The following is a 17,057-nucleotide window of genomic DNA, read 5'->3' as shown; positions in this document are numbered from 1 at the left end:
ACGGCTCATTGTAGAAGATTTGCCGTTTTTACGCCAGCGCGACGAATTTAGTGTAGAATTCGCTTTTTAAAATTTAATGTTATCCGCTATGTATTTAATCGACGCTTTTTTCTCTCGCCAAAACAATCAATTTCACTTGGAACAACAAAGCTATTGCGTTAACCAAATTATCGAGCAATGGCGTTATAACGGGCAAATTATCGGGCGTGAAATTCCACAATTTGTCGCCGAACAGAAAAACCAACAAGGCTTGGCAGTGCGTGTCACCTGCCCCGAGCAAACCTCTCTTTTAGCGGAATTTAACAATCAACCGGTGAACGATGCCCTTCAAACGGCAGAAAAGTGCGGTGTATCTTTTGAGAGTTTTCATATTGTGGCGGAAGATCTCAATTCTGAAATCACCGCCACGGAAACACCCGCTTGGCAACTGCTCTACACCACCTATTTGCAGTCTTGTTCTCCCCTGCAAAGCGGTGAATCCCTGCAACCGATTCCGCTGTATAAACAACTGAAAAACATACCGCACTTAGCAATGGATTTGGTTAAATGGCAGGAAAATTGGCAGGCGTGCGATCAATTGCAAATGAACGGTTCCGTGTTGGAACAACAGGCTTTGGTGCAAATTTCAGACACCCAAAGCACGCTGTTTAAGCATGGTTACCATCTAACGCAGGAAATTGAGCGACACAGCGGCATTCCTACTTACTATTATTTATACCGCATCGGTGGAAAAAGCTGTGAAGCGGAGCTGCAATCACGCTGTCCGTTATGTAAAAGAAAATGGACGTTAAGCCACCCGCTTTTTGACTTCTTATATTTTAAATGTGATCATTGTCGCCTCGTTTCAAACCTCTCATGGCATTGGCAATAAGAAAAATTATGCACTACCAAGACCCCAGCCTGAACGCCTTAAAACTCGGTCAGCAAACAAAATATGCGGAAAAATATGACCGCACTTTATTACAACCCGTGCCACGCCACCTCAATCGTGACTCGTTGGGCATTACGCAAATCCAGCCGTTTTCCACCGGCGCCGACATTTGGACCGCGTATGAAATTTCATGGCTGAACCCGAAAGGCGTGCCGCAGGTGGCGATCGCCGATGTGCAAATTGATTTTCGCAGTGAAAATTTGATCGAATCGAAAAGTTTTAAACTGTATTTAAACAGCTTCAACCAAACAAAATTTGCCGATTTAGCTGATGTTCAGCACATTTTGCAACAGGATTTACAAGATTGCGCCAAGGGTGAAGTCAAAGTGCGGTTAAATTCACTGGCGAATTATACGGATCAACCCATTGCGATGTTACATGGCGACTGTATTGACGGGCTGGATATTGATATTGAGGATTATGCGTTTAATGCGGAATGGCTGAAAGATTGCACGAGCAGCGATGTTGTGGAAGAAACGCTGGTCAGCCATTTGCTCAAATCCAACTGCCTTATTACCCAACAACCGGACTGGGGCAGCCTGCAAATTCATTATGTGGGCAAGCAAATCAATCGCGAACAACTGCTACGCTACATCATCTCATTTCGTCAACACAACGAATTCCACGAACAATGCGTCGAACGCATTTTCTGCGATCTCATGCACTACGCCAAACCGGAAAAACTCACCGTTTACGCGCGCTACACCCGCCGCGGCGGGTTGGACATCAACCCATACCGCTCCAACTTTGAACCTTTACCACCGAATTTACGACTGGCACGGCAGTAAAAAAGTGCGGTTAGAAAACGCCATGGATTTTGACCGCACTTTTCGATTTATAATTTATAACTTTTCTTATCCAACCCATATTTTTTCATGCGTAAGTAAAGTTTCTTTCTGGGAATATTGAGGTGTTTAACTACGTCATTAATTTTCCCCTGATAAAAAACAAGAGCATCTTCAATAAGTTGTTTTTCATATTGATTCAATTGTTCATCTAAAGAACTCATCTGCGAATCATTAAATACAGGAGGAACCACCAAAGGAATATGAGAAAGTAAGCCGATTGCATAAAGTTCCGCGACGTTAATCAATTCTTTCACATTTCCATGCCATTCTTTATTGCGTAAATTTTGCAACATTTTTTTATCCGGGATTACGATGGGTTTATTTAATCTGACACAAATATTTTTCACATAATGAGTAAAAATATCTGCCACATCAGTGATATGTTTACGTAACGGCAGCATTTCAATTTGAGTATAAATAAAAAAAATAATAAAACTCGGTACTTATCTGCCGACAGCGAATTAATTCGTTAAGTTCTATATCACTAAGCAAAATTAAACGGAATTGACTCTCGTCATGATGTAAAATCTGAATTAAATATTGTTGTTCTTCAACAGGAAGATAATGCACATTCTTAATAATTAAAGTCCCTGATTTTGTTTCTTTAATTAGCTCAATAATATTAATATTATCATTTTGTGTACATTCATGAAAAACCATCGGTAGTGTTTTTCGATCGCTTAATTTATGCAGATAAGTAGCCGCTAAATGACGACCGGTGCCAATCTCTCCCCAAATAAAAACCGGTAGATTCGAATTGGCCAGCTTCTGTAATTGTTTTTTTAACTCGTTAATCCAAACACTGCTGCCAATAAAAACGTCATTAATTTTTTCCATTTGCCATTGGCGCTTTTCAATCACCTTTTTCCGTTTTTTTAAAGCGTTATCGACTTGAATAAGTAATTTTTCAGGGGAAACCGGTTTTTCAAAGAAATTTGTCGCCCCTTTCTTGACAGCTTCTACCGCCATGGGAACATCACCATGCCCGGTAATCATAATCACCGGAATTTGGCTATCCATTTCAATCATTCGATCTAATACATCTAATCCTGAAATGCCCAGCAATAATACGTCGCAAATCACAACGCCATACCAATTTTCCGGAATTTGATTAATAATCTCTTTAGGTTCGGCAGTTGCAAATACAGAATAGCCTTCTTGTTGTAATAAATCGGCATACGATTCCAAAATATCAAAATCATCATCAATTAATAAAACATTATTCTGATAATTAAACATTATCTACCACCTTAAATTCCAAAATAACCAGCGCATTTTTTGTCAATGTAGAAGCAATTAATAAGTTTCCTTGACATTGTTGCATAATGGATAGACTTATTGATAATCCTAAGCCTAAATTAATGGATTTACTACTGGAGAAAGGTTGTAGTAATTTATCTGACAACGGCCAACCGGAACCATTATCAGAAACCCATAATTCTACTCTCTGATCCGATATATTTTGTATTTTTATCTCAATCTCCGGTTTTTCATGCTGCATAGCTTCCAGTGAGTTCAGGAAAATATTCACAAATACTTGCTCTAATAAAATTTCATCACCTAATACATCAGGTAAATCTGTAGGAAGAGATAACCGAGCATTCAGATATTTATGTTTTGGCTCAAGTAAATCCCACGCATTATTTATACACATCAATAAATTAATTTTCTGTAATGTATTTGTGGTTTGGCGGGAAAAATGGCGCAGTCTTTTCACCACCAGCGCCGTACGCTCCACTAAATTTTCTATTTTCTCTAAATAGTTATTCGCAGAAAAAACATCATTATTTTTGACCGCTCTTTTTGTACTGAAAATATACGCATTCATTGCATTTAGCGGTTGTGTGATTTCATGGCTAATAGATGTCAAAGTTTGTCCTACTACCGCTAATTTTGCCGCTTGAATTAGTTCTTGTTGTGTATTGATAAGTTTTTCCTGGATTGCAATACGTTCACTAATTTCATTTAATAAAATTTGATTTCTTCTTTCTAATTCTTCATTTTTTGTGTTAACTTCAAATAAAAATAATCGCAATAATTTTGCGATACGCCCTAATTCATCATTACCATAAACTGAAATTTTAACGGAAGATTCGCCGTTAATAAGCCGTTCAACAGATTGATTAAGAGATTGAAAACGCCCTATTAATCTCCGTCGAATATAATAAAAATTAATTGCTGCAACAAAAAGAAAAACAAATAAGACGGCAGACAGAATAATCAAGCCATTTATTCTGGTGCTTTTATTTATTAAATAATGAAACAATTCTAATTGTTTTTGATTATCACCAATCTGACTGTTAATTTTCCTTCTTAATTTAGAAATGACCAATTCACTTTCATTCATTAATTGCCGTTGGGAAATATCCAGTTGTTTTCTTTCAACTAATAAATGAGGTAACGATTGTTCATTTTCTCCGATAGCCAGCAAGGACTCAATAATTTGTTTAATCGTATAACTTGAAGTATGTTTATCTAAAGACTTAACTTTTTGATCAATTAAATTCTTTAAATAATTAAGGGAATTTGTGAGTGCAACTAATGAATAATCAGAGCGGCTGACGATATGTTGTTTTAGTTCCGTGACAATTTGTTCTTCATAAGTAAGGAAATCATAAAGTAACAATAATTCATGCTGGAATTCTCTAAGTTGTTCGATTTGTTTAGATCTAGTTAAATTATCAGTAAGATGATTGGCTAATGTTGTTTGTTGCCAAACAATTTCCTGCAACAACGCCGTAAATTCATCTCGAAAATCATTATGCAACCAATTTATTTCCGATAACGTTTTATTAAATTTCGTATTTAAGATTAATTGATTATCAATATTTAATGATAACTCTTGTAGAAGATTGGCTTGTTCAATTACGATAGTGGAAATTTCATCATTCAAATCTTCATTTAATGATTGGGTCATGTCTTTTAGCGTTTTAATTTGTTTCTGTAACGCATTAAACCATTTAATTTTTTCTTCTGTATTTCGAATATTATTTGCATTTAATAATGTATTTTCCAATAAATTAATTTGTTCCTCCATGCGGAAAGCGGCTTGAATCTTTGGAAAATTCTGATCAATAGCAAGATCAATTTCTATCCGTTGCTGATGCCATGTATATAAACCGACGGCACCGATAAACAGGCAAAACAACGCGCTGATAATAAGTGATAGTTGTAAACTTGTGCTAATATCCAAGCGTTTAAGCCATTTTTTCATAATTTTTCCACTGTATCGACAAATCGCATTTGCTGTAACATGAAAAAGTGTTGCCAATGCAGTAACGCCTCATTTGCCTTAAACGTTTCCAAATAATTTTCGTCAGTAGCCTGCTTTTCCGTTATAGGAAGTGCGGTCAAAATTTCCCGCAATTCCGGCAATGGATGTCCTGCTTGTTGTTCCTTTTGATAAAGAATTTTCCAGTTTTCTTGAATTTGAGCTAACCGATGAATGATCTGATGCTCAAACATCAGTTTAACCACCTCCTGACGTTTTAACAGCAGCTGATAATCAATCGTCGGTTGGGAAAATAAAAATTGTTGAGTTGCATATAGCGGATGGGATTTGGCTAACGGAATAATCGGATATTTTCCCATTTTGCTGTGATATAACGTACTTTGCCCAGGATCACTTAAAAGAAAATGGATAAACGCCGATGCCTGCCGGCTATTGGTACTATTTGTTGTTATTGCGATAAACGTCGGAGAAACGGGGAAATTCGGAAAATATTTAAAAATCAAAGCTGAATGCGGATCTACATTGTAATGTGTGAGCAAATTTGCGTAATTATCAATGGTAATCCCTGCGGCACCTAACCCTGCCTGAACTTTATCAACGACACCAAAACTACGGGAGGAAATGGTTCCGACATTCGCCATAACTTGATGAATTAATGCCCAACCTTGCTGCCAGCCCTGTTTCTGTAATAATGCCTCAATCATAATGTGCGTCGTATCGGAACGGCTCGGACTACTCATAATAACCAATCCCTGCAAATTGGGAGAAATAAGCCCGGACCAGTCAGTAGGAACATCCACTTCTGCATTTTCCAGTAGTGCTACATTGGAAAAAATACCACATCCCGATAGTGAAAATGCTACGGTTGTTTTTTGTAAAATCTCCGGTACGAATTTTTTTCCTTGGCTGAATTTATCCGGCAAAGCAGCCAATCGTTGTTTTTCCTGCAAGTGATAAAACAGCATAGGAGAGGAACTTAAAACAAGATCAATATTATCGTTTTTTTCGTCATCAAATAGTTTGTTTAATGAGTTGCTTGTTCTGTTTAGCATTCTTATCGACGTGGCATTCGGTTGCTTTTCCCACTCGGTAATTAAATAAGAAAGGGACTCCGGTGAAAATGTCGTACCAATGACCAATTCATTGCTATACGCCCTTCCTAAACAGAATAAAGCGATGACCGGCACGACAAGCAGAGAATGAAAATAACCTCGTTTTATCCCTGACATATAAATCACCTATACGAAATATGTTGAATAAAATGATTCTAACCTTGAATTCCACTCAAATTCTATAAAATACCAATCCATTCATATTTTTTGTGATCCATTTCAAATAATTAAAATTTAGCTATTCTCGATATTTTGAGTTACGCATGGCAATTTTCTTAGGTCATATTTCCGATAATAACCATAAATGAGTCAAAAAAGCTTAAGCAAAAGGCTATATTTGAGTCAAAAATGCCTCATTTCTATTCTTTGACTCCGCTTTTCTTATTTTGTATTAGTGCTATTGTACGTTTGAATTTCACTTTCTGTTCAGTGAATAACTCATCAAGCAGTACCTCTCATACACTCACATCGATAAATTAAGGAATTGATTATGAATAAGAAATTCACCTCAGGCTTAATTGCACTCAGTTTAGGACTTTCCATCAGCGGTATGGCTGTCGCCCAAGACAAACTCATCGTTTACACCTCCATGAAAGAATCCCTCATCGGGGCGTTAAAAGCCAAATTTAATGAAAAATACCCGGACATTGCGATGGACTATCAATCTGCCGGTGCGGGCAAACTCATGGCAAAAATTGCCACGGAAAAAGAATCCGGTCAGATTATGGCAGATGTTATTTGGACCAGTGAAGTCCCTGACTTCTTCAATATGAAAGAAACCGGCATGCTAGAAACTTATATTTCGCCCGAAGTAGAAAATATCATTAATCCGATTCCCGATTTCGACGGTTCTTTTACGCCGATACGCTTAGGCACATTAGGTATCGCCTACAACACCCGCTTTGTGAAAAAAGAACCGCCGGCACAATGGGCGGATATTCTTACTCCGCAATTTAAAGGCGCATTCGGTATTGCCAACCCTGCCCTATCCGGTACTTCATATATGAGTGTGTCATTATTGAAATCGACTTTCGGTTGGGAATTCTTTGAAAAGTTAAAAGAAAATAAAACCAAAATCGGTAAAGGCGCCGGTCAGGTCGTGGATGATACCGCTTCCGGTGACTTACTGGCATCATTGGCCGTTGACTACATTACCAATGATAAAATCAGAAAAGGCGCGTCCTTAAAACTCGCTTATCCGAAAGAAATGTTAGTCATTCCAAGCCCTGCAGCCATTATTAAAGGGACAAAAAATCTCTCCGGCGCCCAAAAATTCATTGATTTCTTACTTTCAGAAGATGCACAAAAAATTGTTGCCCACGAAGGTACTTTACCGGTACGAAAAGGCATTGCCCCGAATCCTGAATTCGGTCTGCCATCTGCCGAAGAAGCCATGAGTCGCGCAATTCCGATTGATTATAAGAGCGTCATCGCCAACAAAGAAGAAACCGTGAAAAAATTCACTCAAATTCTACAAGGTCGCAATTAATCTGCTTGAAGGATGTGCTTTATGGCAACAATTACATTTGAAAACATTTCTAAAGCGTTTGGCTCCCATCAAGTGCTAAAGAATTTATCGTTAACCGTAAAAGACGGTGAATGCTTTACCTTGCTTGGTCCCTCCGGCTGTGGGAAAACGGTATTGCTACGTTTGCTTGTCGGCTTTGACGTGCCTGATTCAGGGCGGATTTTAATTGATGAGACGGTCGTAAGTGATCCTGCCGAACATATTGATATTCAGCCGGATCAACGCGGTTTAGGCGTCGTTTTTCAGGACTACGCCGTGTGGCCGCATATGACAGTATTTGACAATATCGCTTATCCGTTGAAATTTAAAAACCTGGACAAAGAAACACTTAAAGCGCAAGTCATGGAGGTGGTGGGGCTGGTTAATCTCACCGGATTGGAACAACGCCTTCCGTCACAATTATCCGGAGGTCAACAACAACGTGTAGCGTTGGCAAGAGCATTGGTTGCCAAGCCATCACTCATGTTATTGGATGAACCGCTGAATAATCTGGATGCCAATCTGCGTGAGGAAATGCGTTTTGAGATTAAAGAGTTACAGAAAAAACTCGGTATTACAATCATGTACGTTACCCACGATCAGGAAATTGCCTTGGCAATTTCCGATCGACTGGCAATTATGGCAACGGACGGTTCCATTGAGCAGATCGGTACACCTGGTACACCTTGGGAAATTTATGAAAAATCCGCCAATGAAACCGTGTTTAAGTTTATGGGCTTGGCGAATTTCATCCCTGTACGCTATGAACAGGGTCCCCGTTCGTCTTCATTCAGGTATGCGGAGCGTTAGAACGCATGGATCCGACCTTGGAAGAATCCGCCCGAATTTCCGGTGCCGGCTTATTTACTATAACCCGCAAAATCACCATTCCGTTGGTGATGCCAAGCATCGTTTCCGGCGCGTTACTGATTATGCTCTATTCTATGGCGCATTTCGGTACGGTGGCGGTATTAGGGATTGAAAACGGTATCTTCAATATTCCGACCTTAATTTACGAACGCATTCACCAAAGTGCGGGTAGTTTTGACGCCATTCGGACAGGGACGGTGTTAGCCACCGTGCTGGTATTCACCGCCGCCTTTATCATCTGGCTGCAAAATAAAGTATTGAACCGCGGACGTTTCCAAATCATCGCCGGTAAAAGTTTCCGCCCGGTGGAAGTGAAGCTCAGAGGCTTGCGTATGCCGTTATTAATTATCTGCCTGCTTTATATCGCTTTCACAATTGTGCTACCGACAGCAACCATTTTCTTAGTGGGTGGTTTAAAAACTTACGGTTTACCGATCACCTGGGAAAATCTTACCATGGAAAATTACAAATTCATCCTGTCTGAATGGCAATTAACCAAAGACGCTATCCGCAATAGCGTATCCTTAGGTTTAGCCGCCGCCGTTATTACCATGTTTGCCGGTGTGATGATTTCTTATGTAATCGTTAAAATGCGGGTCAGAGGCAAAGCTATTCTGGAGTTCTTGGGGATGCTGCCATTCTCCGTACCGGGCTCCGTCATCGCTTTAGGGGTCATTTTGGCATGGAGTGGAAAATTCGGTATCAACCTTTACAACACGGTCTGGATTATCCTTATCGCCTACATCGCCCGTTACATGGCATTCTCTTTGAAAGCAAATTCCGCCGCCTTGGAACAAGTACATGATTCCTTGGTAGAAGCTGCACGCGCTTGCGGAGCCAGTATGTGGCAATCGCTGAAAGACATCGTCATTCCGTTGGTCAGACCGGGGATGATCGCCGCCTTCTTCTTAATTTTCTTACCTGCGCTGCGCGAATTAACGGTTTCCGTGATGTTGTATGGCCCTTCCACCCGCACTATCGGGGTTGCCATTTATACCCTGAATGAAGACGGAGAAACCGTTTATTCTGCCGCACTTGCAGGCATTGCGTTAATCATCATCGTGGTTGGTCAAACCGTCATTAAACGCTATGCCGAAAAGAAAACGCAGAAATAGCCGAATATTAAGGAGAATAAAATGAGTTATATTCAACTAAATAACGTAATGAAAAAATTCGGCGATGTCATAGCCATTCCCGATCTCAATCTTTCTATTGAAAAAGGCGAATGTTTTTCCATGTTGGGGCCCTCCGGTTGCGGTAAAACCACAACATTACGTATGATTGCCGGCTTTGAAGATTTGGACTCCGGCGAAATTAAAGTGGGTGACAAAGTGCTGTCTTCAAAAGCCACCAACTTTTATTTACCGCCGGAAAAACGCCATTTCGGCATGGTGTTCCAAGCCTTTGCCGTCTGGCCACACATGACGGTGTATGACAATGTAGCGTTTCCGCTGACCCTAAAAAAATTATCCAAACAGGAAATTGAAAAACGCACTAACGATGCCTTACGTCACACCAATTTGTTGAATGTGGCGAAAAAAAGCCCTGATGACCTATCAGGCGGCGGTAAACAGCGAGTTGCGCTGGCGCGCGCTTTGGCCCTGAATCCTGATGTGATGTTGCTGGATGAACCTTTATCCAGTCTGGATCCGCATTTAAGGGAAGAAATGCGCTTTGAAATCAAAGCATTGCAACGTAAATTCGGTTTTAGCATTATTTACGTTACACACGATCAATCGGAAGCCATGGCGTTATCCGATCGGATTCATACCAATAACCAAAATCTTCCAGTTTGCGACGCTCTTTGCCTGCAACCAGCCAATGGGCGATTTCATGTAATCCACTGCTGTAGAATCCGCGGGCAAAATAGATAGCGTTGTAAGGACAATCTTCATTTGCCGGCACGTACAAAGGCTCATCGCCACCCTTGACTAATTTGGTGTTGTATTCCTGTTCAAAACATTGATTAAAAATATGGATTAAATCTTCGATTTTATGTTCCATATCGACTCCCGAAAAACTGACGCCTAAAAATAAACCCGCTTAACAAAGCGGGTTGTAATCATAAAGTCTTTGCAACTAGCTCAAAAAGCCTCTTTTTTAGCTATTAAAAGATTTGGAATCATCATTTTTTTCCACCGCACTTTGTGTTTCCACGCCCTGCGCATCATCTGCCATTTTTGGCTCTTCAGCTTTCGGCTGCTGAGGTTCGGCTTTATCTGTATTTCTTTGGTTCTTCCCAACCTGGAGGCGGTGTCACTGGTTGACGATTCATTAACTGCTTGATTTGTTCTTCTTCAATAGTTTCGTATTTCACCAGCGCATCTTTCATCGCGTGTAGAATATCCATATTATCGATTAAAATCTGTCTCGCGCGACCATAATTTCGGTTCACAATAGCGCGAACTTCCTCATCGATCACATGTGCGGTTTCATCGGACATGTGTTTGGCTTTCGCCATGGAACGCCCTAAGAATACTTCCCCGTCGTCTTCGGCATAAAGAATTGGACCAAGTTTATCGGAGAAACCCCACTGAGTCACCATATTACGGGCGATGTTGGTTGCCACTTTAATATCATTGGACGCCCCGGTAGAAATATTTTCTTCACCGTAAATCAAATCTTCTGCCAAACGACCTGCGTATAACGTGGAAAGTTTACTTTCCAACTGTTTTTGGCTGATACTGATTTGGTCTCCCTCAGGTAAGAAGAAGGTAACACCTAAAGCGCGTCCGCGCGGAATAATCGTAACTTTATGTACCGGATCATGTTCCGGCACTAAATAACCAACAATAGCATGACCGGCTTCGTGATAAGCGGTGGATTCTTTTTGCTTATCGGTCATGATCATAGTACGACGTTCAGGTCCCATGTTGATTTTATCTTTTGCTTTTTCAAACTCTACCATGGTTACCGTGCGCTTATTAGTGCGTGCAGCAAACAACGCAGCTTCATTAACCAGGTTCGCCAAATCCGCACCGGAATAACCCGGAGTTCCGCGCGCCAAAGTCATGGCATCCACATCCGGCGCAACCGGCACCTTACGCATATGCACTTTGAGGATTTGTTCACGACCTTTTACATCCGGCAAACCGACAACAACCTGACGATCAAAACGTCCGGGACGGGTTAAAGCCGGGTCCAGAACATCCGGGCGGTTCGTTGCGGCAATAACAATAACACCTTCGTTGCCTTCGAAACCGTCCATTTCCACCAACATTTGGTTTAAGGTCTGCTCACGTTCATCGTGACCGCCACCAAGACCTGCACCACGTTGGCGACCAACAGCATCAATTTCATCAATAAAAATTAAGCATGGTGCATTTTTCTTCGCTTTTTCAAACATATCACGAACACGGGAAGCACCAACACCAACGAACATTTCTACAAAGTCTGAACCTGAAATGGTGAAAAACGGCACTTTCGCTTCGCCGGCAATAGCTTTTGCTAATAAGGTTTTACCGGTACCTGGAGGTCCGACCATTAAAATCCCTTTTGGAATTTTACCACCTAAATTTTGGAATTTTTTCGGTTCACGCAAGAAGTCAACGATCTCACCCACTTCTTCTTTTGCTTCATCACAACCCGCCACATCGGCAAATGTTGTTTTGATTTGCTCTTGTGTCATCATGCGTGCACGGCTTTTACCAAAGCTCATCGCTTTGCCGCCACCGCCTTGCATTTGTCGCATGAAGAAAACCCAAACGCCGATTAATAACAGCATCGGGAACCAAGAAATCAAGATTTGGGATAACAAACTTCTTCTTTCCGGCGGCGTGCCTTCAACTTTCACTTTTTTCTTCAACAAATCATTCAAAAGATCTTTGTCTTCCAATGGAATAACTGTTGTATATTTAGTGCCGTCGGTTTTAGTGACTAAAATTTCATTATCTTCAAATTTAGCCTGACGTACCTGATTATTTTCAACATCCGAAATGAATGTCGTATAATCCGTTATCCCTCCGCCGGAAGTGGTATTAAAACTTTGATATGCAGTCATCATGACAATGGCCACAACCACCCAAAGAATTAAATTTTTTACCATATCGTTCAAGGCATTACCTCGTATTTATAAGTTAACAACGTGTTGTAAGGTTACTATATTTATCTCAAAAATTAAAGTTATCAAATCAATTGAGCTTATTGGTAACTTAATTTGATTAGTGTTTATAACCGCTTGCAACAATATAAACTTCCCGAGATCGGTCTCGGGAGGCTTCAGGTTTACGAACTTTGACTACACTAAACAGAGAACGGATCTCTTTTAAGTATTCATCAAAACCTTCCCCCTGAAAAACTTTTACTACAAAACTTCCTTTATTAGCGAGAATCTGCTTGCACATATCAAGCGCAAGTTCTACCAAATACATCGCACGCGGAATATCCACTGATGGCATCCCACTGAAATTCGGTGCCATATCTGACATCACCACATCTACTTTGCCTTCACCGACCCGCTCCAATAAAATGTTTAACACATTTTCATCACGGAAATCGCCTTGTAGAAAATCCACGCCTACAATAGGATCCATTTCCAGAAGATCACAGGCAATAATCCGTCCATTGCGCCCAATTTGGCTTACCACATACTGCGACCATCCGCCCGGCGCTGCACCTAAATCAACCACCGTCATACCTGGCTTGAATAAGCGGTCGGTTTGTTGAATTTCATCCAGTTTGAAATAGGCTCGGGAACGCAATTTTTGCTTGTGCGCCTTTTGTACGAAAGGATCTTTAAAATGCTCGTTTAACCAACGGGTTGAACTCGCCGAACGTTTTTTCTTGCCCATAATTTATCTTCATTTTGCAATGTTATTGTATATTAAGGCTGGCATTTCGCTTTTCAAGCCCGAATATCATAAATAAAAAACCCGTCTTCATACATACTGAAGATGGTTTGAAAGAATCACAACCAAAGTGCGGTCTATAAAACAATCGTTTTGTTCTTATACACAAAAATACGATCATGTAACGCAAGATCCAGTGCACGGCTTAATACTGTTTTTTCCACGTCTCGTCCGGCTTTCATCATGGCTTCCACACTATAGGTGTGATCAATATTAATCACATTCTGCATAATAATCGGACCTTGATCTAATTCGTTATTAATAAAATGCGCCGTCGCACCGATAATTTTTACACCGCGCTCATAAGCCTGCTGATAAGGTTTTGCGCCGATAAATGCAGGCAAAAACGAATGGTGAATGTTAATCACCCGATTAGGATAACGCGCTACAAATTTCGGATTTAAGACCCGCATATATTTTGCCAACACAATATAATCCGGTGCCAATTCGTCAATTTTTTCGGCTAACAAATAATCATGTTCTTCACGGGTTAAATTTTGATGGCTGATCCAGAAAAATGGAATATCAAACCGCTCCGCCAAACTGCGTAATGTTTCATGATTACCAATCACCCCTGCAATTTCTACATTCAAACCACCATAATAGTTTTTCATTAAAATATCACCGAGGCAATGGGCTTCTTTAGTAACTAAAATGACAATTCGCTTATATTTTGTGCTAATTAAACGACAATTCGTTCCCGGCGGTAAACTCAGTTCCAAATCGGCTAACAGGGTTTCTTCATTAAAAATACCCTGCAATTCCGTTCTCATAAAAAAATGTTTGGTTTCAAAATCAACAAACTCATTATTGTGCACAATATTCAACTGATGTTTATAGCAAATATTGGTAATTTTAGAAATGAGCCCTTTATCGTCAGGGCAATCGGTCAGTAAGATTTTATTTTGAATCATAATGCGTAACATTAAGATAAAAAGAAAACCCATAAAAATGGGTTTTCTTTTATTGGGTTTTCTTTTATTAAGATAGAAATTGAATTAAATTTTAAAAGAAGATAAAGACTTACCTTTATCTAATTGTGCTTGGATTGCTTTCGGTGTTCTGCCTTGACCTGTCCAAGTTTTCGTTACGCCCTTTTCATCAACATATTGATATTTTGCAGGACGAGTATCTCTTTTCTTACGAACCGCATCAGAACCTAAAATCTCTGCTAATTCGTCTGCAGTGATACCTTCTTGCTTTAATAATTCTTTATATTTGGCAATACGTTCTTGTCGCTCGTTTTCTTCTTGCTGAGCCTTTAAAATCTCTTCTTTCTTTTCCGTAACGACTAATTGCAATTTTTCCAAAATACTTTCAAGCTGTTCTAATGCTAAATCACGCGCGACCATACGCAAGCTACGAATATTCATTAATATTTTTAATACATCGGACATTAAATTTTCTCCTCTAGACACAATTAAATTAATATACACGAAGCTAGGCTATCATAAACAAATTACCCACATAGGTAAATACCATTTTTAATTAAATTAGTTCAACCATTTTATCTAAATTTTATTTAATGATTGGTTTTTCTCATTTTTTATTGTAATCTTTAGCTCATCCTACTTGTGTAGAGGTGCAAACGTTATAAGTATATTTTCCGAGTGGATAACGGTGAAGAAAATGGAAAGGAACGTTTGCCGAAATCAGTTAAAAGTCATTTTAATTGGTTGGTGACGTCTTCGAAAGAACCGTCACTGTCATAGTCTGTAAACAACTATGGAGCGCTACTGTTAGGTTAGGTCCTATTTTGCCTATCCTTTTTTAAATCATTTCTACCCCGATTAAATATTTAAAGTCAGTGGTTCTCCCTTAATATTAGGAAGAACAAATGGAACTCATTGATTATTCGTCATCAGTCTGGTCGGTATTACCACCGTTATTTGCGTTGTTACTCGCCATCATTACCCGCCGCGTATTGCTCTCTTTGAGCGTAGGTATTTTTGTCGGTGCTATTATGCTGACAGATGTGAATCTAACAAGTACCTTAGTTTATTTAAAAAATAACGTATCCTCCCTCTTCGTCAAGGAAGATGGTTTAAATACCAACAATATCAACATTATTCTTTTCTTATTATTACTCGGAATTTTGACCGCCCTTTTAAGTATGTCCGGCAGTAACCGCGCCTTTGCAGAATGGTCACAAAAACAGATTAAAGATCGCCGTGGGGCAAAATTGGTTGCCGCTTCGTTAGTCTTCGTCACCTTCATCGATGACTATTTCCACAGTTTAGCCGTAGGTGCTATTGCCCGCCCGATTACCGATAAATTCAAAGTCTCCCGCGCCAAATTAGCTTATATTCTTGACTCTACCGCTGCACCGATGTGCGTACTCATGCCGGTATCTAGTTGGGGCGCATATATCATTACCTTAGTCGCTGGCTTATTAGCCACTTATTCCATCACAGGCTACTCACCAATCGGTGCATTTATGGCAATGAGTGCTATGAACTATTACGCTATTTTCTCTATTTTAATGGTGTTCTTCGTAGCCTATTTCAGCTTTGACATCGGTCCCATGGCAAGACATGAAAGGCTGGCACTGGAAACAGAAAATACGCAAGGAGAAGCGCTTTCAGGCATAAACGGTCATGTACGCAATTTAGTATTACCAATTATCACCCTTATTATCATAACAATTTCTGCCATGCTATACACTGGTAACCTAGCCTTAACAGCTAGCGGAAAGCCGTTCAGTATACTTGGTGCCTTTGAAAATACCACCGTAGGTGTATCTTTAGTCACCGGTGGTGTAAGTGCGGTGATTATTGCGTCCATTTGTATTTTATCCGATCGTCTGGTAAGCCTGCATGAATATGTCAAAGCCTGGATACTGGGCGTGAAATCCATGCTTGGCGCCATTTTAATTCTGTTTTTTGCCTGGACAATCAATAACGTGGTCAGCGATATAAAAACCGGCACTTATTTAGCCTCCTTGGTATCCTACGCCTTACCGCTTGCGTTCTTACCGGCACTGCTCTTTGTTTTAGCCGCCATTATGGCATTTTCCACCGGCACCAGTTGGGGAACCTTCGGAATCATGCTGCCCATCGCCGCGGCCATCGCTTCCCACGCGATGCATGGTTCCGTGGAATTTATGTTACCATGCTTATCGGCGGTCATGGCAGGCGCCGTATGTGGTGACCACTGTTCACCAGTGTCGGACACTACTATTCTGTCTTCCACCGGTGCAAAATGCGACCACATGGATCATGTCACTTCCCAATTGCCTTATGCTATCACCATCGCCACCGCGAGCATTGCAGGCTATATTGTAGTTGGTTTCACTTATTCCGGTTTACTTGGATTCATCACCACGGGTATTGTCCTCGCCTTGTTGGTGCTTATCTTTAAGAAACGTTAAATCGTGATCCAGCACACAAAATTCAAAAACCAATCCGCACGTAAAACGTGCGGTTTTTAGGCTACCCTATAAGGGCCTAGTACTTCACATGCCCTTCAAAGGGCATGTGAAAACTGACAACCGCGAAATAACTCTATGACCTACCCCTTAAAGGGGTCCACATATNCTTTCTTNGATAAATTATCCTGAATCATGTCTTCCTTTTCCTGATTCCTTATATACNCCTCCACTGTCTTTGTATTTAGCCCTACCGTGCTTACATAATAGCCTTTCGACCAAAAATGTCGGTTACCATAGTTGTATTTTAGGTTTGCGTGCCTTTCAAAAATCATTAACGATG

10 protein-coding genes, 6 pseudogenes and 1 riboswitch are annotated in these 17,057 nt (G+C 40.3%); of the genes and pseudogenes, 7 read left to right on the top strand and 9 right to left on the bottom strand.

All coding sequences use genetic code 11. The annotated features are described in order from the left end of the window. The first annotated feature begins 88 nt into the window (after positions 1 to 88). Entirely contained in the window at positions 89 to 871 is a 783-nt protein-coding gene (locus tag A3CS_RS0104970; RefSeq protein WP_032998404.1) for a Zn-ribbon-containing protein, read from the top strand. Between the two features lie 8 nt (positions 872 to 879). Continuing rightward, entirely contained in the window at positions 880 to 1,719 is an 840-nt protein-coding gene (gene queF, locus A3CS_RS0104965; protein WP_005548728.1) for an NADPH-dependent 7-cyano-7-deazaguanine reductase QueF, read from the top strand. A 47-nt stretch (positions 1,720 to 1,766) separates the two neighbouring features. Here the strand turns inward: queF and A3CS_RS01000000110900 are convergent. The 3 genes and pseudogenes from A3CS_RS01000000110900 to A3CS_RS0104950 form a co-directional block, all read right to left on the bottom strand. After that, positions 1,767 to 3,018, bottom strand: a pseudogene (locus tag A3CS_RS01000000110900) (sigma-54-dependent transcriptional regulator). Then, entirely contained in the window at positions 3,011 to 4,993 is a 1,983-nt protein-coding gene (locus A3CS_RS0104955) for an ATP-binding protein (RefSeq protein WP_026161180.1), read from the bottom strand. The pseudogene A3CS_RS01000000110900 and the gene A3CS_RS0104955 overlap by 8 nt, the downstream one beginning before the upstream one ends. Continuing rightward, complete coding sequence (locus A3CS_RS0104950) at positions 4,990 to 6,240, bottom strand: ABC transporter substrate-binding protein (protein ID WP_005548722.1); 1,251 nt, start codon at positions 6,238 to 6,240, stop codon at positions 4,990 to 4,992. The genes A3CS_RS0104955 and A3CS_RS0104950 overlap by 4 nt, the downstream gene beginning before the upstream one ends. Before the next feature lie 373 nt (positions 6,241 to 6,613). On the opposite strand from A3CS_RS0104950, the gene A3CS_RS0104945 reads away from it, so the two are divergent. From A3CS_RS0104945 to A3CS_RS0104930, 4 genes and pseudogenes are all read left to right on the top strand, one after another. After that, complete coding sequence (locus A3CS_RS0104945; protein WP_005548719.1) at positions 6,614 to 7,612, top strand: ABC transporter substrate-binding protein; 999 nt, start codon at positions 6,614 to 6,616, stop codon at positions 7,610 to 7,612. Between the two features lie 21 nt (positions 7,613 to 7,633). Beyond that, positions 7,634 to 8,404: pseudogene (locus A3CS_RS0104940) on the top strand (ABC transporter ATP-binding protein); the annotation flags it as partial. 2 nt (positions 8,405 to 8,406) lie between these two features. Continuing rightward, positions 8,407 to 9,615: pseudogene (locus A3CS_RS01000000110895) on the top strand (ABC transporter permease); the annotation flags it as partial. A gap of 21 nt (positions 9,616 to 9,636) precedes the next feature. Beyond that, positions 9,637 to 10,266 (top strand): annotated as a pseudogene (locus A3CS_RS0104930) (ABC transporter ATP-binding protein); the annotation flags it as partial. Here A3CS_RS0104930 and A3CS_RS1000000111460 read toward each other — a convergent pair. From A3CS_RS1000000111460 to A3CS_RS0104910, 5 genes and pseudogenes are all read right to left on the bottom strand, one after another. After that, positions 10,259 to 10,504: pseudogene (locus A3CS_RS1000000111460) on the bottom strand (elongation factor P hydroxylase); the annotation flags it as partial. The pseudogenes A3CS_RS0104930 and A3CS_RS1000000111460 overlap by 8 nt on opposite strands. Before the next feature lie 96 nt (positions 10,505 to 10,600). Further along, positions 10,601 to 12,545 (bottom strand): annotated as a pseudogene (gene ftsH, locus A3CS_RS01000000110890) (ATP-dependent zinc metalloprotease FtsH). A 115-nt stretch (positions 12,546 to 12,660) separates the two neighbouring features. Continuing rightward, positions 12,661 to 13,290, bottom strand: a complete 630-nt coding sequence (gene rlmE / locus A3CS_RS0104920; protein WP_005568080.1) for a 23S rRNA (uridine(2552)-2'-O)-methyltransferase RlmE — start codon at positions 13,288 to 13,290, stop codon at positions 12,661 to 12,663. 134 nt (positions 13,291 to 13,424) lie between these two features. Continuing rightward, positions 13,425 to 14,261, bottom strand: coding sequence for a formyltetrahydrofolate deformylase (purU, locus tag A3CS_RS0104915; RefSeq protein WP_026161179.1), 837 nt, complete (start codon positions 14,259 to 14,261; stop codon positions 13,425 to 13,427). Between the two features lie 84 nt (positions 14,262 to 14,345). Next, a complete protein-coding gene (locus A3CS_RS0104910) occupies positions 14,346 to 14,744 on the bottom strand; it encodes an H-NS family histone-like protein (RefSeq protein WP_019518284.1) in 399 nt (132 codons plus the stop codon). A 172-nt stretch (positions 14,745 to 14,916) separates the two neighbouring features. Further along, a riboswitch (Lysine riboswitch) is annotated at positions 14,917 to 15,091 on the top strand. Positions 15,092 to 15,184: 93 nt separating this feature from the next. Between A3CS_RS0104910 and A3CS_RS0104905 the strand changes: the two genes are divergently transcribed. Further along, positions 15,185 to 16,717 (top strand): Na+/H+ antiporter NhaC family protein, encoded by a 1,533-nt coding sequence (locus tag A3CS_RS0104905; RefSeq protein ID WP_005548703.1) that lies wholly within the window; start codon positions 15,185 to 15,187, stop codon positions 16,715 to 16,717. 140 nt (positions 16,718 to 16,857) lie between these two features. Here A3CS_RS0104905 and A3CS_RS0104900 read toward each other — a convergent pair. Next, on the bottom strand, positions 16,858 to 17,057 hold a 200-nt coding region (locus A3CS_RS0104900; RefSeq protein WP_019518220.1), incomplete at its 5' end, for an IS200/IS605 family transposase.

Origin of the sequence: Aggregatibacter actinomycetemcomitans DSM 8324, from assembly GCF_000372365.1 — a bacterium.
Lineage (GTDB): Bacteria > Pseudomonadota > Gammaproteobacteria > Enterobacterales > Pasteurellaceae > Aggregatibacter > Aggregatibacter actinomycetemcomitans.
The sequence above is the reverse complement of the archived record's forward strand: the minus strand, read 5'-3'. Positions and strand labels throughout refer to the sequence as shown.

Bases quoted from the DNA above. Each gene is read 5' to 3' on its own strand.
- A3CS_RS0104970 (WP_032998404.1), top strand. From the start codon at position 89: ATGTATTTAATCGACGCTTTTTTCTCTCGCCAAAACAATCAATTTCAC.
- queF (WP_005548728.1), top strand. From the start codon at position 880: ATGCACTACCAAGACCCCAGCCTGAACGCCTTAAAACTCGGTCAGCAA.
- A3CS_RS0104955 (WP_026161180.1), bottom strand. From the start codon at position 4,993: ATGAAAAAATGGCTTAAACGCTTGGATATTAGCACAAGTTTACAACTA.
- A3CS_RS0104950 (WP_005548722.1), bottom strand. From the start codon at position 6,240: ATGTCAGGGATAAAACGAGGTTATTTTCATTCTCTGCTTGTCGTGCCG.
- A3CS_RS0104945 (WP_005548719.1), top strand. From the start codon at position 6,614: ATGAATAAGAAATTCACCTCAGGCTTAATTGCACTCAGTTTAGGACTT.
- rlmE (WP_005568080.1), bottom strand. From the start codon at position 13,290: ATGGGCAAGAAAAAACGTTCGGCGAGTTCAACCCGTTGGTTAAACGAG.
- purU (WP_026161179.1), bottom strand. From the start codon at position 14,261: ATGATTCAAAATAAAATCTTACTGACCGATTGCCCTGACGATAAAGGG.
- A3CS_RS0104910 (WP_019518284.1), bottom strand. From the start codon at position 14,744: ATGTCCGATGTATTAAAAATATTAATGAATATTCGTAGCTTGCGTATG.
- A3CS_RS0104905 (WP_005548703.1), top strand. From the start codon at position 15,185: ATGGAACTCATTGATTATTCGTCATCAGTCTGGTCGGTATTACCACCG.